Here is a 24,347-nt window from a genome sequence, read left to right on the forward strand (position 1 = left end):
TGAAAAAACAGTTGGTTACTGAAAAGTATCATTTAATAAATTGTAACGTATGAATAATATATTAATAATATATACTATTTTAAATAATTAGATAATTTCAACGTTTAATTAAACCCTGATATTATTGAGGGGAATAATACTAGCACAAACTATTATTAGTTATTGTATAATCTTCATGAATTCTAGTGCCATTTTGAGAAAAAAATGAAAGCAAAGAACGTATAAAGATAATAAATACTTTACAATCAGCATAATTTTAATCGGGTATTTTTATATATTAGATGCTATAGTAGTTGCTTTTGTTTAAATTGAGAACAATATGACAATTTAGATGAAAATAAAAGATTCTTTTAAGAATTAGTATATTTGAAGGTTTTAGAAAACAAGTGAAATATGAGGACAACTTTTTATCATATTTTATAGAGTGCTTTAGAACAATATGAAGACATTCATTTTTTTAGAATATCTCTATTTGATTTTTTAAAAACTTCTTTTGATTTTTCAGGAGTAGATGAATGCGAAATATTTGGCTTAATTGGGTTGCGTTATCCATATTAGCGTTAATAACTGTTATGCCTGCATCTGCGGCTGATACTAAAGATGAGACTAAGTTAAAGTTAGCCCATGCTCTATCTAGCACTTCTCATTATGGCGCAGGAGCTAGTGCTTTTGCTAATTCTCTAGAGACTATAAGCAAAGGCAAATTTATAGTAGAAAAATTTCCTAACAATAAATTAGGTTCTGAGCATGAAGTAATAGAAGGATTACAATCTGGCAAAATTGATTTAGCTGTGATATCAACTAGTGCTGTTATGGATTTAATACCGGAAATTGGTATGTTTGATATCCCATTTTTAATGCATGATCTACAACATGCTAGGAATGTACTCGATGGATCAATAGGTAAAAACATTCTTTCAAAATTCCCAGAAAAAGGCATTGTTGCTTTGGCATGGGGAGAACAAGGATTTAGGCATCTAACAAACAATGTTAGACCGGTTTTAACACCAGAAGATGCTAGAGGATTAAAGATACGTACACCTCAAAATTCTATACATGTAGCTGGATTTAATTATATAGGAATACTACCAGTACCAATGACTTTAACTGATGCTGTTAAATCTCTCAAAGATGGAAGCATTGATGGACAAGAAAACCCTCTATCTGTAATAATTGCAACGCAAATGTATAACATGCAAAAATATTTATCCCTTACAGGGCATGTATACGCACCTGCATTGATACTAGTATCATCAAAACTTTATAAACAATTATCATCGACTGATAAGAAACTTTTTCAGAAATCTGGACGTGCTGCCTGCTTAAAAATGCGTGATTTTGTAGATGACATAGAGAAGAGAAGCCTTGAAAGACTGAGAAAAGAAGGAATGCAGGTTACAGAAGTCGAGAGAGCAAGTTTTGCAATGGCAATGGAACCTGTTTATACTGAATTTTACAAAAAATTTGATAAAAGAATAATAGACGCAATACCATTTCAAAGAAAATTTCAGTAATCAACTTCGAATAGTTTACTAACACCATAAAAAAACAGAAAAAATATCTATAGGTGTTAGTAAAATTCTCTATTAATATTAGATTGACTTTATAATCCTAAAAGAATCTTCTAGTCTACTAGCAGTTAATATTTCTATACCATCTATTATCTTGCTAGGCTTATTTGATGTCGGGATTAAAGCAATATTAAATCCTAGTTTAACCGCCTCTTTTAAACGATCATTACTATTCGATGATGCTCTAATTTCACCTGCTAGACCAACTTCCCCAAATGAAATCATCTTTAAAGGCAACGGCTTATTAACCAATGATGAATATATGGCTAATAATACTGGCAAATCAGCAGCTGGTTCTATAATTCTCACCCCACCTACAATATTTATGAATACATCTTTGTCAATAGTTGACAATTTTGCATGTCTATTCATGACGGCCAGCAACATTGATAAACGATTAGAATCAAAACCAACTGTAAGCAGTCTTCTATTAGATGCTGAGGTATTTACTAGTGCCTGTATCTCTATTAATAATGGCCTAGATCCTTCTTGTGTAACCATAATGCAGGAGCCAGTAACCTTATCTCTATGTTTAGATAGAAACAAAGCGGATGGATTTATGACACCTAGAAGACCTTTATCAGTCATCATAAAAGCACCAATTTCATTAACAGGCCCGAATCTATTCTTAAAAGATCTTATTATACGAAAGGATGAATGATTATCCCCCTCAAAATATAACACTGTATCTACTATGTGCTCTAGTATTCTTGGCCCTGCTAATGATCCATCCTTGGTCACATGACCTATTATTAATACTGTAATACCAAATTTCTTGGCCATTCTGGTGATCTGTATAGCACATTCCCTAACTTGAGAAACAGATCCAGGAGCTGAACTAGATGAATGACTGAATACCGTCTGTATTGAATCAATTACGATAATTTTAGATCTTGCCACTATAGCAGAAGAAATAATCTTATCCAAATCAATTTCAGACAGAACGTTTATTTTTTTTGTTGATAAGCCCAGTCTAAAAGCATGCAACGCTAGCTGCTCTATAGACTCTTCACCAGTAACATATAAAACATTATTATCTTGTGATAATAATGATAAAGACTGTAATATTAGAGTTGACTTACCTATACCAGGGTCTCCTCCTATTAGGACTATAGAACCTAATACCAGGCCACCACCCAATACTCTATCAAACTCATTAATTCCGATAGGAATACGATTAGATCTACTTACTTCTATTTCTGATAGAATTTTTATTTCATCTATGTTAGTACTTGCTTTCTTATATAAACTATCATTAGCATAAGAAGTGGAAAATGAGTTCCAAGAGTCACAACCAGGACATTTACCAAGCCATTTATGTGCGATATATTCACATTTTAAACATCTATAATTAGATTTAGACATATTATTAATAAGTTAACTAGTAACTTGTAATTTTAGATAAATAAAGATATAGAGGGAGCCACTTAATTCATAAGGAAATACTTTGCTAATGAACTGGGATAGATTTAAAATAAAAAATAAATTTATAATTGATCCTATAACTATTAAATAAACAAAATGACACCCTATGAATATTGCAAAAAAGAATTTGCTCCTGCCGGATCAAATATGTATTATTCTACTATTTTATTGCCAAAAAAACAGGAAAGAACTCTGATTTCAATATATGCTATACATAAAACAATTGAGAACATATTGTCAGATTGCCATACAACGACAGTAGCTTATTCAAAGATTGCATGGTGGAAAAATCAAATTCATAGCATGCTAAAAGAATCATCTGATCATCCAATAATTAAAGAATTATCTATGCATATCAAGGAATATCCATTTATTTGCGATGAATTAAGTGATTTTATACATAAAATAGAAAGTATTCTAGAAAAAAAAATTTTTTATAAATGGGAGGATTTATATAATAACTACTGGACAACTAATAGGATAATATGCAAATTTTTTAACAAAGTATTCTTGAATGATGATGATAATACTACTATTTATAATGAGAAGATAGGAGTAGCTATGCAACTTACAAATTCAATACAAAACATATATATAAATGCAAAAAATGGGATTATATTCTTGCCATATGAAGAGTTAAATCAATTTGGATTGAGGACAAAAGACGTAAATGATAGCAAAAATTCAGAAAACCTAAAACAATTAATAGAGCTTCAAATAAATAGAGCAAAGAATCTATATCGAGAAGCTATCTCTAATATTAATTCATCCAATTATAAGAAATATAGAGAAAGTTTCACAATGGCTGCCATAAATTACGCTATACTAGAAAAAATAGAATCAAGCAAAATAAACATTTCCAAGGAAAAAATATCCATAACCCCAATAAAAAAATTATGGATATCATGGAGAACACTAAAAAGCAATGGCAATAACTTTATAAAAAAATTATTGCCATATAATATGTAAATATTCCCATACTAACTATTAATTTTAAATCTAAATTTACTATCGGAATAATCTATATTAATAATATCATTATCAGAAACTTTGCCCTCTAAAATTAATCTAGACAAAGGATTTTCAATATAATTTTGAATTGTTCGTCTAAGAGGTCTAGCTCCAAATACAACATCAAAACCGTTCTTTGCCAACATTAAAATAGCATCTTCTGCTATATCTATGTATATGTTCTTTTGCTTCAAACGATCTTTCAATTGATCTATTTGTATCCTTACGATAGAATTCATTTGCTCTAGCTTTAAACTATGAAAGAAAACAATCTCATCTATACGATTAAGAAATTCAGGCCTTAATGTTGCTTTTAACTCTTCCATTATAACATCACGAATCTCATTATATGTACTATCCATCATGTTCTGAATATGATTAGAACCTAGATTCGATGTCATTATAATAATTGTATTTCTAAAATCAACAGTCCTGCCGTGACTATCCGTTAAACGACCATCATCTAAAACTTGTAATAAAACATTAAAAACGTCTAAATGAGCTTTTTCAACTTCATCCAACAATACAACACTATAAGGTTTTCTCCTAACAGCCTCTGTTAAATAACCACCTTCTTCATAACCAACATAACCAGGAGGAGCTCCTATAAGTCTCGCAACTGAATGTTTTTCCATAAATTCACTCATATCGATTCTTATCATGTGATCTCTAGAATCAAACATAAAATCAGCAAGAGCCTTCGCTAACTCTGTTTTCCCTACCCCTGTAGGACCTAAAAAGAGAAATGATCCAGAAGGTCTGGATTGGTCTGATAATCCAGCTCTAGCACGAAGAATAGAATCAGAAACAGCATTAACTGCCTCAGATTGCCCTATGATTCTAGAGCTTAAAAAATTGCTCATGTGTAGTAATTTTTCTCTTTCTCCTTGCATCATTTTTGATACTGGAATACCTGTAGCTCTAGAAACCACTTCTGCTATTTCTTCAGCGCCAACCTGAGTACGAAGTAATTTAAATTTCTTATCCTCTGATTGATTAATGGAATAGCTTTCTGCTGATTTTAATCTTTCTTCTAACTCTGGCAATTTTGAATACTGAAGCTCTGCTAATCGGTCGTACTGGCCATTTCTCTGTAATTCTGCCATCTTAGCTCTTAGACTATCTATCTCTTCTTTTATGTTTTTGGTGCCCTCTACAATATTTTTCTCTGATTTCCATATTTTTTCATAATCATCATATTCTTTCTGTATCTTGTTTAATTCATCTTCTATGGAATACAGTCTTTTCTTAGACACCTCATCAGATTCTTTTTTTACTGCCTCTCGCTCTATCTTTAATTGAATAATTCTACGCTCTAACTTATCCATAGCTTCTGGCTTAGAATCAATTTCCATTCTAATGCGAGCTCCCGCTTCATCTATTAAGTCAATAGCCTTATCTGGCAAAAATCTATCAGTAATATAACGATTAGATAACTCTGCTGCTGCAACTATAGCGGGATCAGTAATTTCCACACCATGATGAATTTCATAACGCTCCTGCAAACCACGAAGAATAGCTATAGTAGATTCGACATTTGGCTCATCTACAATAACCTTCTGAAATCTTCTTTCTAAAGCAGCATCCTTCTCTATATATCTGCGATATTCATCAAGAGTAGTAGCTCCTATACAGTGCAGCTCTCCTCTTGCTAGTGCTGGCTTTAGCATGTTTCCAGCATCAATAGATCCCTCTGCCTTACCTGCTCCCATAATTGTATGTAATTCATCTATGAACAGTATACTATTACTTTCTGCTGAAATATCCTTTAATACTGCCTTTAAACGCTCCTCAAACTCTCCTCTAAATTTTGCTCCTGCTATTAAAGATGCTAAATCTAGTGATAGTACTCTCTTATCACGCAAATTATCAGGCACTTCTCCATTTATTATCCTCTGAGCTAAACCTTCCACTATCGCTGTCTTACCAACACCTGGCTCACCAATTAATACCGGATTATTTTTTGTTCGACGCTGTAATATTTGAATAGTACGCCTTATTTCATCATCACGACCTATAACTGGATCAAGTTTGCCCTGACGTGCTAAAGAAGTAACATCAGTAGTATACTTAGACAATGCATTGCGATTGGATTCATCATTCACATCAGATATTTTATCAGAACCACGAATATTATTAATAGATTCTTTTAATAAGTTAACTTTTAGACCAGATTCCTTTAGCAAGCTAGATACATCGCTTTTATCATCAGTTAATACTATTAACAATATTTCACTAGATATATAGTCGTCACCTTTCTTACTAGCTTCCTTTTCTGCTCTAATAAATAATCCTTGAAGTTCTTTACCTATTTGAACATCATCTATATTATGAACCTGAGGCAATTTCTTTAAAGAAGAATCTAACAAACTATTTAATTTGTTAAGAGCCACCCCAGAGCTAACCAGTATATTAGAAATAAATGCATCATCATCATCCAACATTGCTTTTAAGACATGTATGGATGTAATATATTGATTGTCATTAACTACAGCCAAACTCTGCGCATCTAATAAATTCTTCTGAAGCTTTACAGTCAATTTATCAGTTCTCATATTAATCACCAAAAGTAACCAAATAAAGAATTATATACATGCATGCATAAAAAAACTATCTTTATTGCTTGCTTACCTCACTAAAAGGCCAAGAGACACGCAGATAATCATCTGTATTTTTAAAGTAATTAAACAATAAAGAAACTGCCAATGCATACTTCCTAGACCTATTATAACTCAGTATAGCTTTAAAATTATCACTAACTAAAAATATAGGACCATTAGCTCCTGCTGGAGCGAATATAACAGCTTCTACATTTGGATCTTTACACCATACATCTTTATTATCACTCCTTGTTACACCAGATCTAGACCATTCTAGAAAAGAGCGTCTATCATTTTCTCCTAAGAATTCTATTCCTATAGGGATTTTTGTTAGAAGATCTTCAGAAAGAGATACTTCAACTACAGCAGGAATGCTATATTCCCAATTAAAATTTTTCTTCTTTAAATGATTAGCTGTTGATGCTAAAGCATCAATTATAGATCCATACAAATCTATTATGCCGTCACCATCAGCATCAACAGCAAAGTCATAAAAAGATGTCGGAATAAATTGTGTCATGCCAAAAGCACCACTCCATGATCCAATAAACTTTTCTTTTTCCACTAAACCGTCTCGTAACATCATAATAGAAGCATAAAAATTTTTCTTCCATAATGGATTGGATTCCGTACACGCTCTAGTAAACCATGCATCTAAAACATTAGTATTACCAAAGTTCTTTCCATAATTGGTTTCTATACCAAAAACAGCTACTAACAATTCATAGTCAACATTATAAATATTAGATAATTCTTCGAGTTGCTCTTTAAATTTTTTTAAAATTAAAATTCCTTCTTCCTTGCGTTGTGGAGTAATTACATTAGAAATGTAATTACTCCACCTATAATTAACTTCTGGCTGCGCCTTTCTCAATTTTATTGTAGTCTCTAGTATTTTCACATCTTTTGTAAAAAAATCAAAATCTATGTAAGATATATTGTTGCCAGGGGCATCTTTCCTTAATTGCTCTAAACAATCATTCCTATATTCCCTATTGAAAAATACAGGACATTGACTACTGAAAGCTAAAAAACAACATGCAGTAGGAACTACTAATAAAAATAACTGTACTAAATATCTAATGATCATATTGTGGAACCTAACTATGCAACCAAAATCTTATTACAACATTACTAATATAATTCATTTTTAATTATTTAATATAAATCTATATATTAATAGGGTTAGCACCTTAATAAATAAATATCTGCAAAATTTCTTATAAATAAGAAATACTAGAACCCATAGACATAGATCAATGTATAATGCTATTAATATTACAGGCAAAAAGAAAAACATTACCGGTTAATCATAACATGGAACAATTATAACTATAATTTTTTGGGTAAATAATATTTAAGAAACCTTATAGAAATCAAAAAAACGTCACTGCAACTATAAAATTGCAATTTAAATAATAAATGTGTTAATTTGTTTAAACATTAAACTATCTAATTTAGTCTTAATAAAAATATGGGCAACGTAAATCCGTTAGGCAATAATGTAAAATATTCGTTCAAATATGATCCGAACTATCTATATGCAATACCAAGGCAGATTGTTACTAGAATACCTATGTATGGTTTGGATATATGGAATATCTATGAGCTTTCTTGGTTAAATAACAAAGGAAAACCAAAAATTGCCATAGCAAGAATCGAAATACCAGCTGATAGTATCAATATAATTGAATCTAAGTCAATAAAGCTATATTTAAACTCTCTTAATAACAGTAGATTCGAGAGCGTTGCTGAAGTAAAAAGCATTTTAAATAAAGATATATCTAATGCATTACAATGCCCTATTTTTATAAAAATCATTACTCCTAAAAACTTTCACAGACTCTACATAGAAAACATAAGTAAGGATGCAATATGTATAGATGACATAGATGTAAAAATTGATACATACGAACCTTCTCCAGAATTATTAAAGCTTTCTTACAACACTGAAGAAAAAATAGTATCTGAAACTATTATCTCTAGAATGTTTAGATCAAGATGTCCTGTTACAGGACAACCGGATTGGGCCAATATTAAAATCAAATATACAGGAATGAAAATAAGTCATTCTTCTATACTGAAATACATAATATCTTATAGAAATCATCTTGGATTCCATGAGCATTGCATAGATAAGATATTTATAGATATATCAAAATCTTGCAAGCCAAATTACTTAAGCATATATGGAAATTTTACCAGAAGAGGAGGCATAGACATCAACCCTTGGAGGACAAGCATAATTAAAGAAGCCCTGCCACCAGGGAATTGTAGAGCTGAACGACAATAGGAACTAGTTATCTACTATTGTTTTGACCTCTTGTCTAGCCATCCTGCTATATACACAGAAACCAATAACATTAATCCTGCAACAATCCAAGGTAACCTATATAATCCAGTGTCCATCATAAACCCAAACAATATGGGTCCACAAGCAGAGCCGATGTCCATTCCAGAATAAACCACACCATAGACTAAACTCGTAGAATGTTTTGATGCTATTTTTCTAACAAGCATGTCACGCGAAGGAATGGCTATACCAAAACAAAAACCAGCTATAATAAAAGCAAGAGTTATATATGTTACAGGGACTAGTCCAATAGATATAACAAATAGTGTAACCCCAGAAATAATAAGAGATATTAAAATATTACCCTCTTTAAATCTCATAGCAGAAATTAATAATCCTCCTATAAAGATTCCCATAGCAGACGATACCATGTACGTTGACAACATGGAACCCGCAAATATTTCACTAGATCCGTATAATTTAACTAAAATAGGTATAGTGTATTGCTGTATTGAAGATGTGGCAAATGAAGTTGATATAAAAAATATAAAAGCACCCCACATTGCAAAATGAGAGAACATATTTATTATCGAACCCATGTAATCTTTATTCTTTAGTTCCCCATCATTGCTGTTATTTTTATAGGAGAATGCATCTATGTGCAAATAATCTTTAGATCTAATAACAAATAACAAAGACATTAAAAATAATATGGCCACGCTAAGTGCAGCGATACGCCAATTAGTCACGAATATAACGGTAGTTATAAAAATAGGAGCACACGCCCATCCAATACTACCTGATAAACCATGCAAACTAAAAGCATATCCTAATCTATCAGTGCTTACCAATTTATTAATAACCAAATAACCGGCTGGATGAAATACAGAATTGCCAATCCCACCCAATATAGCAGAACACAATAATGAAAAATATCCAAAAGAATATGATATCGTTACGCTAGAAATAAAAAAAGCTATTATCCCAAATAATAGAACTTTAAATGGTCCATATTTATCTACTGCTATCCCAGATATAACCTGACCAACACCAGAAATCACATAAAAAATCGATGCTAAAAGACCAAGCTTAGCGAAATCTAAAGAAAATTCCAATCCAAGAGCTATATATAACGAAGGTAGAACCAACTGAAAAAAATGAGACAAAGCGTGTATGAACGATATTAGAAAAATAATTTTCCAATCGCGAGAACGGACACTGTTATTGCATAACGTTCCATTTGGAGGAGAAAAATTCATATATATAAAACCGAATTAGTAAAAAATATAGCATGACCCGTTTACATTCTATAACAAAAATAGGGGTTATGTTAGAACATTAATAAAAATTAATTAGCAATGTCTCTGTTAGGAGAAAATTCTCTATGTAACATGGGCAATGAGCATTTTATATAAAACAGCATTGATAATACAGCAAATATAGACGACACTGCAATTAACAAAGAACCAATTTTTAAAAAAGAAATATATAAAAATGAATCGCCATAAAATAAACAAGGTATCGCCGCCATTTGGAACATTGTTTTTAACTTTCCTAGTGCGTGAACAGAAACAATATACTCCGATCCAATCCTTGCCATCCATTCGCGCAAAGAAGATATAAATATTTCTCTACCTATTATTATTAGAGCCACCAACATACTAACCCTACCTAGATCTAACAAAACTATCAAAGAGGTACAAACTATAATTTTATCAGCAACAGGATCCAAAAAAGCACCGAATGATGTACTCTGATTTAAGTAACGAGCTAACCAGCCATCAAGCCAATCTGTAAAAGCAGCTAGAATAAAAAGCAGGGCTGCAAGATTATTAATAAAGGCACTACAAATATATTTATTAGGGATATAAAACAATAATAGAATCAAAGGCGATATTGCAATACGAATAAAAGTCAAGACAATTGGAATATTTATAATCATAAAGCATAACCATAAGTAAACTTAAAAAATTTGATAAGCTCAATGTAGTGACTCATATATAGCCTTAGCTAAATGATTAGGAATGCCTTCTACAGAGCTAATTTCTTCCATTGTAGCTGAAGAAATACCAGACATGCTACCAAAATATTTCAATAGAGCTGCACAACGTTTCTCACCAATTCCTTTTATATCAATAATTTTGGAATAAAATCTAGATTTATGTATGACATTTCTCATACTACTAATAGCAAACCTATGAGCTTCATCTCTTATATGCGCCAACAACATTAATGCCTCAGACTCAATACCAAGAATAAGGTCATTCCTATCATCTGCAAAAACAAGCGTCTCTAAACCAGCTTTACGATTATCACCCTTAGATATGCCAATTAATAACCTAACATCTAAATTTAAATTCTCAAATACCTTTTTTGAAACTTCTATTTGCCCCCTTCCTCCGTCAATCAAAACTATGTGGGGCATTTTTATATTCTTTTGTGAGAATCTCTTATATAAGACTTGTTCTATAGCAGCACAATCATCACCAGGTATTATTTTATCTATGATAAAATGACGATATAAAGAGGGGCTCATTCCACAATTTTCAAATACAACACAAGATGCCCTAGTCGCCTCACCTTTAAAATGACTTATATCAAAACACTCAACCCTAAAAGAAGATAAATTTTTCAGTTTTATTTTCAAGATATCCGTCAGTTTATTTATTCGATTAATATATAAATTAATATTATCAAATTTTTTTTGTAATGCTAATTTAGCATTGTAAGTTGCTTGCTTTAACCATGAATATCTTATGCCTCTAACAGGGGAAACAAATACTTTTATCTTTTTCGCCTCTCCATAAGATTTTTTAATACTATTAATAGTATTACGATCTGTGAAATTATGAGAGCACACCAAGACATCAGGCAATTGATTCTTTAAATAAAACTGAGAAGAGAAAGCATCTAATACACTCTCAGCGTTTGCTAAATATTCGTTCTCAGAAAAAAAAGACCTGTCCCCCAGGTGCCTACCATATCTAACCATAGCTATATTAACGCAATATTTATTTCCCTCTGAAACTACGGATATAATATCTGTGTCTTCAATGCAAGAACTTTCCATGGTTTGCTTATTTAATATTTTTGATAAAGCTGCAACCTGATCACGGAATACAGAGGCTAGTTCAAAATTCAATTCTTGTGAAGCCTTATTCATTTTCTCTTTTATTTCTTTTATCACATGATTAGATTTACCGTTTAGAAATAAAATTGCATCACTAACATCCTGAAGGTAATCATTTTTATTTATTAATCCAACACAAGGAGCAGAACATCTGCTTATCTGGCCCAATAAACAAGGTCTAGACCTATTCGCAAACATAGCATCATCGCAAATCCTTAGTCGAAAAATCTTTTGCAAGATTTTAATAGTTTCACGCACAGCTCCTGAGTCAGGGAAAGGACCAAAATACTGCCCATCAATTTTCTCTTTGTAAACACGGCAAAAAATCAATCTAGGCCACTCTTGAGAAGATATCTTCAGATAAGGATAAGACTTGTCATCACGGAACAATATGTTATACCTAGGATGTATGGATTTTATTAGATTGTTTTCTAAAATAAGCGCATCAACCTCAGAATTTGTAACCGTGAACTCAATGTTAGATATTTTAGAAACCATAACACTAACTCTAGGAGCATTAGAGCTATTTATGAAGTAAGAAGATATTCTTTTCTTCAAATCTTTTGCCTTGCCAACATATATAATATTACCAAAACTATCTATATATTTATATATGCCAGGTAAACTAGGAAGATTAGCTAAAAAAACTTTCAAATTAGAATTATTAAGCATAACTTATAAAATATTTTTAGCGTTTTCTCTCTGTAACGACAATAGCTATAACCATATGAATATCATCGCTAATTGAAACATGGGAGTTCCCATAAATAGATCTATACCACACATTAAGATCATAAGATAGAATAATTCTTGGTTTGCCTTCATTAGAGTTAATGATCTGAATACTCTTCCAAGTAATAGGATATCGAATGCCTGTATCAATGGCTTTAGAAAAAGCTTCTTTGGACGCTATTCTTGAAGCTAAAAATCTAATACCTCGCTCATAATTTGCGTTTAACCTTTTATGAAAAAAATATAATTCATTCTCGCCAAGCATCTTTGCTAGAAAATGATCATCGTATCTTTGATATAGAGTTCTTACTCTATCAACAGACAATAAATCTATACCTACACCTGCGATTCCAGATATATCTTTACTATTTTTAAAAACATCAAGACTGTTAAACACTTCTAATAAAAGATCCTATTTGTTTCTGGCTTCAAGTATAATTCTCTTCATTTCAACAACCGCATTATGAATACCGTCAAAAATAGATCTGCTAATTATAGAATGACCGATATTCAATTCTTCTATACCATCAATGGATGCTATACTTGTGACATTGTCATAACTTAAACCATGACCTGCATTAACTTTCAATCCTTGTGATTTTGCAAAGCCAACAGCTTCTTTAACTCTAAACAACTCATTATTAATTTGTGATGGCGCAGCATCAGAATACTTGCCGGTATGTATTTCAATAATACCAATTCCAATTTTTGCGGCAGCCTCTATCTGAACTATATCTGGATCAATAAATATTGAAACATTTATTTCATTACTACTTAACAAATCCACAACATTCCTAATAGAAGACATGTGTTTAATAACATCTAATCCACCTTCTGTAGTCAATTCAGAACGATTTTCAGGTACAAGACATACATCATCTGGTTTTGCCTTACATGCTATATTAATAATATCTACAGATAAAGAACATTCAAGGTTCATTCTGGTTTTTAAGATCTTACGCATGGCAAAAACATCATTATCTTGGATATGTCTTCTATCTTCTCTGAGATGCAATGTAATCAAATCAGCACCAGCCTCCTCAGCCTTAATTGCTGCTAGCAAAGGATCTGGGTAATCTGTATATCTTTGTTGTCTTATAGTAGCAACATGATCAATGTTAACGCCTAATTTAATCATTACCTATCATCCTTTGTAAAAATATTTCTGCCATTCTTTAAATAAATATAGAGAAATGCAAAACATTTAATTCAAAAACAGAAAACTTGTATATTATAATCGATTAAAGACGTTATAAATAACAAATCCATACCTTAGTATATGAGCGCGTGTGACAATATTTAATATAATAGATTAACCTACAATATAAATATGTGATTATGTTACAATTATTGATAGGATTTGTTTATCTTGCTTTTGCATCTGTACAATTTTTATATAAATAAGTATAATTTTCAATTCTGCTGTTTTTGTGCGGTAGCAAATCTACCATTATATAAAAAACTTAAACATCTGTAAAACTAGCTAGTTACAGAATTTTTATTATAAATAATCAAGATTAACTAAATAAGTAAGGTGTTTTTATGGCCCGCGTATGTCAAATTACAGGTAAAGCTCCTATGGTAGGCAACAATGTCTCTCATGCAAATAATAAAACTAAAAGACGTTTCCTGCCTAACCTACAATCAAGAAGATTCTGGATAGAAGAGGAAAATAAATGGATACGGTTAAAAGTATCGACCAAGGCAATTAGAACAATAGATAAAAACGGAATCAAATCAGTATTAAGCAACTCTTAGTAAGAATTATAAGATTAATTAAAACAGGAGAACAAAATGGCGAAAGGATCTAGAGAAAAAATTAAATTAGAATCGACAGCTGGTACTGGTCATTTTTATACAACTACCAAAAATAAGAAAAACAACCCAGAAAAGATTTTATTAAAAAAGTTTGATCCAGTTGTAAGAAAACATGTTGGATATAAAGAAATAAAACTTAAATAAATTTGAATACATGAAAAAGTATTATTGTTTCCCAATTATCTTTTGATTTAAGATAAAACTACTCATGATGTTTAGAAAGATTTTTATAGTCCTTATTATGGATATTATTGGATCTTAGTTTAAAATTATTATCTATAATTCCATAGCTATAAGTACTATGGGGCTCCATTTCAAAGCAAATCAGTATTGCATATTCATTACATAACATATTATATCTAATTAACAATGAAAGAATACTACGATCATAAATTAATAGAAAAAACAGCTCAAACATATTGGGAATCTGCCCAGATATATAAAGTAGAAGAATATGCAAAAAATTATGATGGAAGCTTTAAACCTAAGTTTTTTGCTTGCTCCATGCTTCCTTACCCAAGTGGTAAACTTCACATGGGACATGTCCGCAATTACACTATCAATGATATGATGACACGGTATTTACGCATGCAAGGTTTTAATGTGTTAATGCCAATGGGATGGGACGCTTTCGGCATGCCTGCCGAAAATGCAGCTATAAAATCAGGAATATCACCATATGAATGGACACGCAACAATATTTCTTATATGAAAAAACAAATGCTAGCAATGGGCCTAGCCATTGACTGGTCTAGAGAAATATGTGCTTGCGATCCAAATTATTACAAGTGGAACCAATGGTTATTTTTGAAAATGCTAGAACATGGAATTGTGTATAGAGATACCCAAATAGTCAATTGGGATCCTGTCGACAAAACAGTATTAGCAAATGAACAAGTAATTAATGGATGCGGGTGGAGATCTGGAGCAATAGTAGAGAAAAGAGAAATTCCAGGTTACTATCTACGGATAACAAATTATTCAGAAGAACTAATAGATGATCTAAACAACAAATTACAAGAATGGCCTGATCAAGTTAGGATCATGCAAGAAAAATGGATGGGGAAATCAGAGGGATTAGATTTTGCCTTTGATCATAATATATTAGATGAACATGGTAATCTTTTCCAAAACGGTAAATTGCATGTATTTACAACGAGACCAGATACATTAATGGGAGTAACTTTCTGTGCTATATCTTATGAGCATCCAATAGCTAAATTTATAGCAAGAAGCAATATTGAAGCAAAGAAATTTATAGATCAATGCAAAGCTGGAGGCACAAAAGAATCAGAACTAGCCATAAAGGAAAGATTAGGCATAGATACAGGATTGGTTGCAACTCATCCAATAACAAAAGAAAATATAGCTATTTGGATTTGTAACTATGTTTTAATGAGTTATGCTAATGGATCTATAATGGGAGTTCCTGCCCATGATGAAAGGGATTTTTATTTTGCAGCCAAGCATAGAATTAACATTAAACAAGTAATTGCAAAGAATGGCAAGCTGTTTGATAAAACACAATGGAATGATTGGTATAAAGATACAGATGATGCATACTTGGTTAATTCAGGCAAATATAACGGATTAGATTGTATATCAGCAACCAATGAGATATCTTCTTATATTACAGAAAATAAAATTGGTAAAAATAGAACAATGTGGCGATTGCGTGATTGGAGTGTGTCTCGTCAACGATATTGGGGAACACCTATACCAATGATAAATTGCGACACTTGTGGAACTGTACCCGTTCCAGAAAAAGATCTTCCTGTACTACTACCGGAAAATCTAATTCCTGATGGTAATGGAAATCCCTTAAAAAAAGATGAAGTTTTTATAAAATGCAAGTGTCCCAAATGTGGCAACAATGCTCAACGTGAAACAGACACAATGGATACATTTGTCGATTCTTCTTGGTACTTCATGAGATACACTTCTCCTGATAATAAAAATTATGCTATAGATCAAAGATTTAATTATTGGATGCCGATAGATCAATATATAGGAGGAATAGAACATGCGGTTCTACACCTTCTTTATGCAAGATTCTGGTGCAAGGCAATGCGGGACATGGGGTTATTAAATATTGATGAGCCAATAAAAAAACTACTTTGCCAAGGCATGGTTCTCAATCATACTTATTCCAGAAGAAATAACCTAGGTGGCTTAGAATATTTCAACTCCAATGAAATAGAAACATGCCAAAATGAAAATACAAAAGAAATAAAAGAATATAAATTAATAAAAGATGGCTCTCCTGTAGAGTACAATGGCATTAGCACAATGTCAAAATCTAAAAATAATGGTGTTGACCCACAAATTATAATAGACAAATTTGGTGCTGATACAGCACGTTTATTTATAATATTCGCTAGCCCACCAGAACAGACTTTAGAATGGTCCGAGTATGGAATTGAAGGCGCTAGCCGCTATTTAAAAAAACTGTGGAAACTATGTTACACGAATAGAGATATGCTATTAGTCCAGAACAAAAAAAATGATAAGGAAGATGCATTTTCCCATGCTAATGAAAATTATAAACTACTTAGGTTTAAATTATATTCAAATCTTATAAAAGCAAATCATGATTATAAACGAATGCAATATAACACAGTAGTTTCAACATCAATGAAAATCTTGAATGACATTGAAAACTTCATATTAAAAGAAAGACTCAATAATAATAATTGCTACAACATAGCTCTCAAAGAATCTATAGGAATCTTATTAAGAATATTATATCCGATAGTTCCACACATAACATGGAATTTATGGCGTCATCTCGGATATCATTCACTAATGGGAGATATAATAGAGGCAAAATGGCCAAAGATTGATCCAAATGCAATAATAAAAGAAACAACAAGAATTGTTATACAAATTAATGGAAAATTACGAGGATCATTTCTTGCTCCCTCTAATACAAGTGAAAAAGATATAAAAGAAATAGCAATTAAACATGAAAGCATATCTAAATTTATTAATGGTAATATAAAAAGAATAGTAGTAGTTCCTGGTAAATTGGTGAATATAGTAATATAGATAAAACTTGATTTTTATAATTATTGTTTCTAAATAAGCATATTCTATTATAAGATAATAAATATAAAATATGGACTAATATAAATATATTCTTTTATTTATAAATAATGATAAAAACTATAGACTATAAAAATATAAATAATTATATTAAAAATATAAATGGTAGTTTTTCACCTGTTTATATAATAATTGGAACAGAACAATTACTTATAAATGAAACTGTAGATAAGATATGTTCTCATGCAGACAAGTACAATTTTCATACTTGCGCTCGTTTAGTAATGGATTCAAAAAGCGATTGGCTATCATTGCTTAGTTTAGTATCAACCTTAAATTTATTCGATAAAAACAGAATTTTTAATATAAATATTGGTTGCGGCAATATAGGAAAATCAGGATCTGATACTATGAGCAAGATAGCGCTATATATAAATAAAACAGAGAATGTAAAGGATATATTAATTATACAAATGCAAAAAAACAATAAAATTATAAATAGTAGCTGGATGAAAATTTTAATAAATATAGCTACAACCATAAATATACCTATCATAAAACAAGATAATTTTCCTGTATGGATTAAAAATAGACTACAAGAACAAGGTCAATATGCCGATACAAAAACAATAGAATGGATGGCTAAAAACTTAGAAAATAATTTATTAGGAGCTTCTCAAGAAATAAACAAACTAAGCATTTTATTCCCAAAAGGTATGCTTAGAGATATTGAAGTAAAAAGCATTCTATTAGAAAATATGTCTAAATATAATTTGTATGATTTACGCATATCAATATTAAGTGGTAATATTCTAAGATCTACTAAAATATTACATTTTTTTGAAATAAATGATATTTTCCCAATTCCATTAATTCTATGGAGTATATATGAGGATATAAGAATAATAGGTAAATTAATAGAAAATAAATATTCACCACAAATAATAGAGAAATTGAATATTTTTGGGAAACACAAAGAAATAATTGTAAAATTTAGTATAAAAATAAAAGAAATAAAATCATTAGAGAATATCCTTATACAAGTCCATGATTTAGACTTAATAAGTAAGGGAATAGGAATAGAAGTATTAAGACGGAATAATGAGATTTGGAGAGAGATACATAGTCTAGCAACTAACTTTGCCAAATTATATAATTGAGTATTGATATTCCCCTACATAAGATATGTAGGGGAATTCAATTTTCTAGAAGCCTGACGATAACCTACTTTCACAGACGAGATGTCTACTATCATCGGCGCAAAGGCGTTTAACTGTCCTGTTCGAGATGGGAAGGAGTGGGGCCACCTTGCTATGGTCGTCAGGCAAAACCTGCACATAGTGATTTTATCACAAATAATCCAAGAAGAAGCTTTTCAACAAACAGATGATGGTTGCATATTTTATTGCAAAACATTAATCATTATAATCCAATAAAAAGAATTTCAATTTCAACTCTAATAACCTGTAGAGTTATAGGATCAAGCCTCACGGGCAATTAGTATCGGTTAGCTTAATACATTACTGTACTTACACACCCGACCTATCAACGTCCTGGTCTTGAACGACCCTTTAGGGGGATCTAAGTCCCCGGGATACCTAATCTTCAGACGAGTTTCCCGCTTAGATGCCTTCAGCGGTTATCTCTTCCGTACTTAGCTACCCGGCAATGCCATTGGCATGACAACCGGTACACCAGAGGTACGTCCACTCCGGTCCTCTCGTACTAGGAGCAGGCTCTGTCAAGTATCCAACGCCCACGGCAGATAGGGACCAAACTGTCTCACGACGTTTTAAACCCAGCTCACGTACCTCTTTAAATGGCGAACAGCCATACCCTTGGGACCTACTACAGCCCCAGGATGAGATGAGCCGACATCGAGGTGCCAAACACCGCCGTCGATATGAACTCTTGGGCGGTATCAGCCTGTTATCCCCAGAGTACCTTTTATCCGTTGAGCGATGGCCCTTCCATTCAGAACCACCGGATCACTATGTCCTGCTTTCGCATCTGTTCGACGTGTCAGTCTCACAGTTAAGCACGCTTATGCCATTGCACTAACAGCACGATTTCCGACCGTGCCTAGCGTACCTTAGAACTCCTCCGTTACTCTTTAGGAGGAGACCGCCCCAGTCAAACTGCCCACCATGCACTGTTCCAAATCCGGATAACGGATCAAGGTTAGAATCGCAAACAATCCAGGGTGGTATTTCAAGGATGGCTCCACACAACCTAACGGTCATGCTTCAAAGCCTCCCACCTATCCTACACAAGATTATTCACAATTCAATGCAAAGCTACAGTAAAGGTTCATGGGGTCTTTCCGTCTAGCCGCGGGTAGATTGCATCATCACAAACATTTCAACTTCGCTGAGTCTCAGGAGGAGACAGTGTGGCCATCGTTACGCCATTCGTGCAGGTCGGAACTTACCCGACAAGGAATTTCGCTACCTTAGGACCGTTATAGTTACGGCCGCCGTTTACCGGGGCTTCGATCAAGAGCTTGCACCCCATCAATTAACCTTCCGGCACCGGGCAGGCGTCACACCCTATACGTCGACTTTCGTCTTTGCAGAGTGCTATGTTTTTAATAAACAGTCGCAGCCACCGATTATCTGCGACCTCTTCATGCTTTGAACGCAAGTTCATCACAATAATGAGGCATACCTTCTCCCGAAGTTACGGTATCAATTTGCCGAGTTCCTTCTCCTGAGTTCTCTCAAGCGCCTAAGAATATTCATCCCGTCCACCTGTGTCGGTTTGCGGTACGGTCTTGTACAGCTGAAGCTTAGAGGCTTTTCTTGGAACTGCTTCCAATCACTTCGCAAAACATGTTTGCTCGTGCCACACCCTTGAATTACGTAACCGGATTTTCCTAATTACCTTCTATAGTGTAGCAACAGGGATATCCAACACCCTGATGATCTTCTGCAATCCGTCCCCCCATCGCACTGTACAATGGTACTGGAATATTAACCAGTTTCCCATCAGTTACGCATCTCTGCCTCACCTTAGGGGCCGACTCACCCTGCGCCGATGAACGTTGCGCAGGAAACCTTGGACTTACGGCGAGGAGGCTTTTCACCTCCTTTATCGCTACTCATGTCAGCATTCGCACTTCTGATACCTCCAGCATCCTTTACAAGACACCTTCACAGGCTTACAGAACGCTCTCCTACCGCGTATGTTAAACATACGCCCGCAGCTTCGGTTTATCGCTTAGCCCCGTTACATCTTCCGCGCAGGACGACTCGATCAGTGAGCTATTACGCTTTCTTTAAAGGATGGCTGCTTCTAAGCCAACCTCCTGACTGTCTATGCCTTCCCACTTCGTTTCCCACTTAGCGATAATTCGGGACCTTAGCTGGCGGTCTGGGTTGTTTCCCTTTCGAGTCCGGACGTTAGCACCCGGTGCTCTGTCTCCCACGCTGTACTTGTACGTATTCGGAGTTTGCCATAGTTTGGTAAGTCGCCATGACCCCCTAGCTATAACAGTGCTCTACCCCATACAGTAATACGTGAGGCACTACCTAAATAGTTTTCGGAGAGAACCAGCTATTTCCAGATTTGTTTAGCCTTTCACCCCTATCCACAGCTCATCCCCTAATTTTTCAACATTAGTGGGTTCGGTCCTCCAGCACGTGTTACCGTGCCTTCAACCTGGCCATGGATAGATCATCTGGTTTCGGGTCTACACCCAGCGACTATATCGCCCTATTCGGACTCGCTTTCGCTACGCCTCCCTTATTTAGTTAAGCTTGCCACTGAATGTAAGTCGCTGACCCATTATACAAAAGGTACGCAGTCACGGAACAAGTCCGCTCCTACTGTTTGTATGCATACGGTTTCAGGATCTATTTCACTCCCCTCCCGGGGTTCTTTTCGCCTTTCCCTCACGGTACTGGTTCACTATCGGTCGATCACGAGTATTTAGCCTTGGAGGATGGTCCCCCCATATTCAGACAGGATTTCACGTGTCCCGCCCTACTTCTCTTACGCTTAGTTCTACATCAAAGATTTCGTTTACAGGGCTATCACCTACTATGGCAGAGATTTCCATCTCTTTCAACTATCAATAATGCTAAAACGTAAAGGCTGATCCAATTTCGCTCGCCACTACTTTCGGAATCTCGGTTGATTTCTTTTCCTCGAGTTACTGAGATGTTTCAGTTCACCCGGTTCGCTTCTACTGACCTATGTATTCAGTCAGTGATACTCCTTAAAAGGAGTGGGTTTCCCCATTCGGACATCTGCGGATTACAGCTTGTTTTCCAGCTCCCCGCAGCTTTTCGCAGGATACTACGTCCTTCTTCGCCTGTGATCGCCAAGGCATCCACCATATGCACTTAGTAACTTGATCCTATAACACTAAAGGCTATATAAGATAAATTGACTATATTTTACTGTTTATGAATATTCCAATTATACTTGGAACTTTTTTGCAATCACAACCCTATGTCTATTAATAATAAATAGAACATCTTTCGTTGTGCTTCTTCTAGATTTTTAAAGAACAAATAGCTTATTTGATAAAGCTCAATTCTCATGCATAAAACATTATGTATGAGAATTAAACTCTATATGTGGTGGAGGTGAACGGGATCGAACCGATGACCTCCTGCTTGCAAAGCAGGCGCTCTCCCAACTGAGCTACACCCCCAAAGTATCGAAAGGTTTCGCCCAAACATTAATGGTGGGTCTAGTTGGACTTGAACCAACGACCCCCGCCTTATCAAGACGGTGCTCTAACCAGCTGAGCTACAGACCCATACCTATACCGACTGCACTATACAATGCAAAACCAATATAAAATCTGTCATAACCAGCGCTTACTAACAATCACAGCTATTTTAACAACCGATAATTGCGGATACTTAATGCATAGTTTCAATGCTCTTAAAGGAGGTGATCCAGCCGCACCTTCCGATACGGCTACCTTGTTACGACTTCACCCCAGTCATGAATCCTACCGTGGTAATCGCCCTCCTTTCGGTTAGGCTAACTACTTCTGGTAAAACCCACTCCCATGGTGTGACGGGCGGTGTGTACAAGACCCGAGAACGTATTCACCGCAGCATGCTGATCTGCGATTACTAGCGATTCCGACTTCACGTAGTCGAGTTGCAGACTACGATCCGGACTACGATCGGGTTTCTGGGATTAGCTCCCCCTCGCGGGTTGGCGACCCTCTGTCCCGACCATTGTATGACGTGTGAAGCCCTACCCATAAGGGCCATGAGGACTTGACATCATCCCCACCTTCCTCCGGTTTGTCACCGGCAGTTTCATTAGAGTGCCCTTTCGTAGCAACTAATGACAAGGGTTGCGCTCGTTGCGGGACTTAACCCAACATCTCACGACACGAGCTGACGACAGCCATGCAGCACCTGTGTTCTAGTTCTTTTTCAAGCACTCCCAAATCTCTTCGGGATTCTAGACATGTCAAGGGTAGGTAAGGTTTTTCGCGTTGCATCGAATTAATCCACATCATCCACCGCTTGTGCGGGTCCCCGTCAATTCCTTTGAGTTTTAATCTTGCGACCGTACTCCCCAGGCGGTCAACTTCACGCGTTAGCTGCGCCACTAAGACCCGAAGGTCCCAACAGCTAGTTGACATCGTTTAGGGCGTGGACTACCAGGGTATCTAATCCTGTTTGCTCCCCACGCTTTCGTGCATGAGCGTCAGTGTTATCCCAGGAGGCTGCCTTCGCCATCGGTGTTCCTCCGCATATCTACGCATTTCACTGCTACATGCGGAATTCCACCTCCCTCTGACACACTCTAGTTCGGTAGTTAAAAATGCAGTTCCAAGGTTAAGCCCTGGGATTTCACATCCTTCTTTCCGAACCGCCTGCGCACTCTTTACGCCCAGTAATTCCGATTAACGCTTGCACCCTACGTATTACCGCGGCTGCTGGCACGTAGTTAGCCGGTGCTTATTCTGCAGGTACCGTCATTCATGCTGGGTATTATCCAACACTGTTTCTTCCCTGCCAAAAGTGCTTTACAACCCTAAGGCCTTCATCGCACACGCGGAATGGCTGGATCAGGGTTCCCCCCATTGTCCAAAATTCCCCACTGCTGCCTCCCGTAGGAGTCTGGGCCGTGTCTCAGTCCCAGTGTGGCTGGTCGTCCTCTCAGACCAGCTACGGATCGTTGCCTTGGTGAGCTATTACCTCACCAACTAGCTAATCCGGTATCGGCCGATCCAATAGCGCGAGGTCCGAAGATCCCCCGCTTTCCCCCTTAGGGAATATGCGGTATTAGCTACGCTTTCGCGTAGTTATCCCCCACTACTGGGCACGTTCCGATATATTACTCACCCGTCCGCCACTCGCCACCAAACCGAAGTCCGTGCTGCCGTTCGACTTGCATGTGTAAAGCATTCCGCTAGCGTTCAATCTGAGCCAGGATCAAACTCTTCAGTTTAATCTCTGTATTTTTACACGTAATTTAAGTCTGATTTAGACCTAGAATACGTCGCTACCCAAAAAATGAACGGGTTCTTAGAGTATTACTCTAAGACCATGTACATTATTGAGTACTTTTATCTAATTAGCTAAATGTAAAATATTACATACTAAAACTAGCATCAAGTACCCACAATTATCGATTGTTTATTGTTAAAGAGCTCAGCTCTGACAATTTGTTTGTCAGTTGCAGAAGAAGAATTCTCGCGCTTAATGAGAAAAATGTCAATATATTTTTTGATTAGATAAAAT

General features: G+C 34.8%; 15 protein-coding genes, 2 tRNA genes and 3 rRNA genes. 7 read left to right on the top strand and 13 right to left on the bottom strand.

The window, feature by feature from the left end:
- The first annotated feature begins 515 nt into the window (after positions 1-515).
- Positions 516-1,514, top strand: a complete 999-nt coding sequence (dctP, locus tag CKBE_RS03785; protein ID WP_015389981.1) for a TRAP transporter substrate-binding protein DctP — start codon at positions 516-518, stop codon at positions 1,512-1,514.
- A 78-nt stretch (positions 1,515-1,592) separates the two neighbouring features.
- On the opposite strand, the gene radA is transcribed toward dctP, so the two are convergent.
- Positions 1,593-2,936 (bottom strand): DNA repair protein RadA, encoded by a 1,344-nt coding sequence (gene radA / locus CKBE_RS03790; RefSeq protein WP_015238262.1) that lies wholly within the window; start codon positions 2,934-2,936, stop codon positions 1,593-1,595.
- 156 nt (positions 2,937-3,092) lie between these two features.
- On the opposite strand from radA, the gene CKBE_RS03795 reads away from it, so the two are divergent.
- Entirely contained in the window at positions 3,093-3,965 is an 873-nt protein-coding gene (locus tag CKBE_RS03795; protein WP_015238263.1) for a squalene/phytoene synthase family protein, read from the top strand.
- A gap of 11 nt (positions 3,966-3,976) precedes the next feature.
- On the opposite strand, the gene clpB is transcribed toward CKBE_RS03795, so the two are convergent.
- Positions 3,977-6,562: an ATP-dependent chaperone ClpB gene (gene clpB, locus CKBE_RS03800; protein ID WP_015238264.1), complete on the bottom strand. Its 2,586-nt coding sequence runs from the start codon at positions 6,560-6,562 to the stop codon at positions 3,977-3,979.
- A gap of 61 nt (positions 6,563-6,623) precedes the next feature.
- Positions 6,624-7,697, bottom strand: coding sequence for a lytic murein transglycosylase (locus CKBE_RS03805; protein ID WP_015238265.1), 1,074 nt, complete (start codon positions 7,695-7,697; stop codon positions 6,624-6,626).
- A 384-nt stretch (positions 7,698-8,081) separates the two neighbouring features.
- On the opposite strand from CKBE_RS03805, the gene queF reads away from it, so the two are divergent.
- Positions 8,082-8,900 carry an NADPH-dependent 7-cyano-7-deazaguanine reductase QueF gene (queF, locus tag CKBE_RS03810; RefSeq protein WP_015238266.1) on the top strand — a complete coding sequence of 273 codons (819 nt, stop codon included), beginning with the start codon at positions 8,082-8,084 and terminating at the stop codon, positions 8,898-8,900.
- A gap of 14 nt (positions 8,901-8,914) precedes the next feature.
- Here queF and CKBE_RS03815 read toward each other — a convergent pair whose 3' ends face one another.
- The 5 genes from CKBE_RS03815 to CKBE_RS03835 all read right to left on the bottom strand — a co-directional run bounded on the left by CKBE_RS03815 (position 8,915) and on the right by CKBE_RS03835 (position 13,900).
- Positions 8,915-10,159, bottom strand: coding sequence for an MFS transporter (locus CKBE_RS03815; RefSeq protein ID WP_015238267.1), 1,245 nt, complete (start codon positions 10,157-10,159; stop codon positions 8,915-8,917).
- Between the two features lie 89 nt (positions 10,160-10,248).
- Positions 10,249-10,842: a CDP-diacylglycerol--glycerol-3-phosphate 3-phosphatidyltransferase gene (pgsA, locus tag CKBE_RS03820; RefSeq protein WP_015238268.1), complete on the bottom strand. Its 594-nt coding sequence runs from the start codon at positions 10,840-10,842 to the stop codon at positions 10,249-10,251.
- 39 nt (positions 10,843-10,881) lie between these two features.
- Entirely contained in the window at positions 10,882-12,702 is a 1,821-nt protein-coding gene (uvrC, locus tag CKBE_RS03825) for an excinuclease ABC subunit UvrC (protein ID WP_015238269.1), read from the bottom strand.
- 16 nt (positions 12,703-12,718) lie between these two features.
- The gene (gene acpS / locus CKBE_RS03830; RefSeq protein WP_015238270.1) at positions 12,719-13,159 is read right to left on the bottom strand and encodes a holo-ACP synthase; all 441 of its coding nucleotides are present in this window, start codon (positions 13,157-13,159) and stop codon (positions 12,719-12,721) included.
- Positions 13,160-13,174: 15 nt separating this feature from the next.
- Complete coding sequence (locus CKBE_RS03835) at positions 13,175-13,900, bottom strand: pyridoxine 5'-phosphate synthase (protein WP_015238271.1); 726 nt, start codon at positions 13,898-13,900, stop codon at positions 13,175-13,177.
- Positions 13,901-14,304: 404 nt separating this feature from the next.
- Between CKBE_RS03835 and rpmB the strand changes: the two genes are divergently transcribed.
- From rpmB to holA, 4 genes are all read left to right on the top strand, one after another.
- Complete coding sequence (rpmB, locus tag CKBE_RS03840; RefSeq protein WP_015238272.1) at positions 14,305-14,520, top strand: 50S ribosomal protein L28; 216 nt, start codon at positions 14,305-14,307, stop codon at positions 14,518-14,520.
- 36 nt (positions 14,521-14,556) lie between these two features.
- Complete coding sequence (gene rpmG / locus CKBE_RS03845) at positions 14,557-14,724, top strand: 50S ribosomal protein L33 (protein ID WP_015389980.1); 168 nt, start codon at positions 14,557-14,559, stop codon at positions 14,722-14,724.
- A gap of 225 nt (positions 14,725-14,949) precedes the next feature.
- The gene (leuS, locus tag CKBE_RS03850; RefSeq protein ID WP_015238273.1) at positions 14,950-17,628 is read left to right on the top strand and encodes a leucine--tRNA ligase; all 2,679 of its coding nucleotides are present in this window, start codon (positions 14,950-14,952) and stop codon (positions 17,626-17,628) included.
- A 107-nt stretch (positions 17,629-17,735) separates the two neighbouring features.
- A complete protein-coding gene (holA, locus tag CKBE_RS03855; RefSeq protein WP_015238274.1) occupies positions 17,736-18,785 on the top strand; it encodes a DNA polymerase III subunit delta in 1,050 nt (349 codons plus the stop codon).
- A 51-nt stretch (positions 18,786-18,836) separates the two neighbouring features.
- On the opposite strand, the gene rrf is transcribed toward holA, so the two are convergent.
- The 5 genes from rrf to CKBE_RS03880 all read right to left on the bottom strand — a co-directional run bounded on the left by rrf (position 18,837) and on the right by CKBE_RS03880 (position 24,054).
- A 5S ribosomal RNA gene (gene rrf, locus CKBE_RS03860) occupies positions 18,837-18,950 on the bottom strand.
- Between the two features lie 151 nt (positions 18,951-19,101).
- Positions 19,102-21,985 (bottom strand): 23S ribosomal RNA (locus tag CKBE_RS03865).
- Between the two features lie 224 nt (positions 21,986-22,209).
- Positions 22,210-22,285, bottom strand: a tRNA-Ala gene (locus CKBE_RS03870).
- Between the two features lie 31 nt (positions 22,286-22,316).
- Positions 22,317-22,393: transfer RNA gene (locus tag CKBE_RS03875), tRNA-Ile, on the bottom strand.
- 130 nt (positions 22,394-22,523) lie between these two features.
- Positions 22,524-24,054: ribosomal RNA gene (locus tag CKBE_RS03880) — 16S ribosomal RNA — on the bottom strand.
- The 16S, 23S and 5S rRNA genes sit together here with 2 tRNA genes alongside, the layout of an rRNA operon.
- Between the last annotated feature and the right edge of the window lie 293 nt (positions 24,055-24,347).

The sequence above is a fragment of the Candidatus Kinetoplastibacterium blastocrithidii (ex Strigomonas culicis) genome, from assembly GCF_000319245.1.
Lineage (GTDB): Bacteria > Pseudomonadota > Gammaproteobacteria > Burkholderiales > Burkholderiaceae_B > Kinetoplastidibacterium > Kinetoplastidibacterium blastocrithidiae.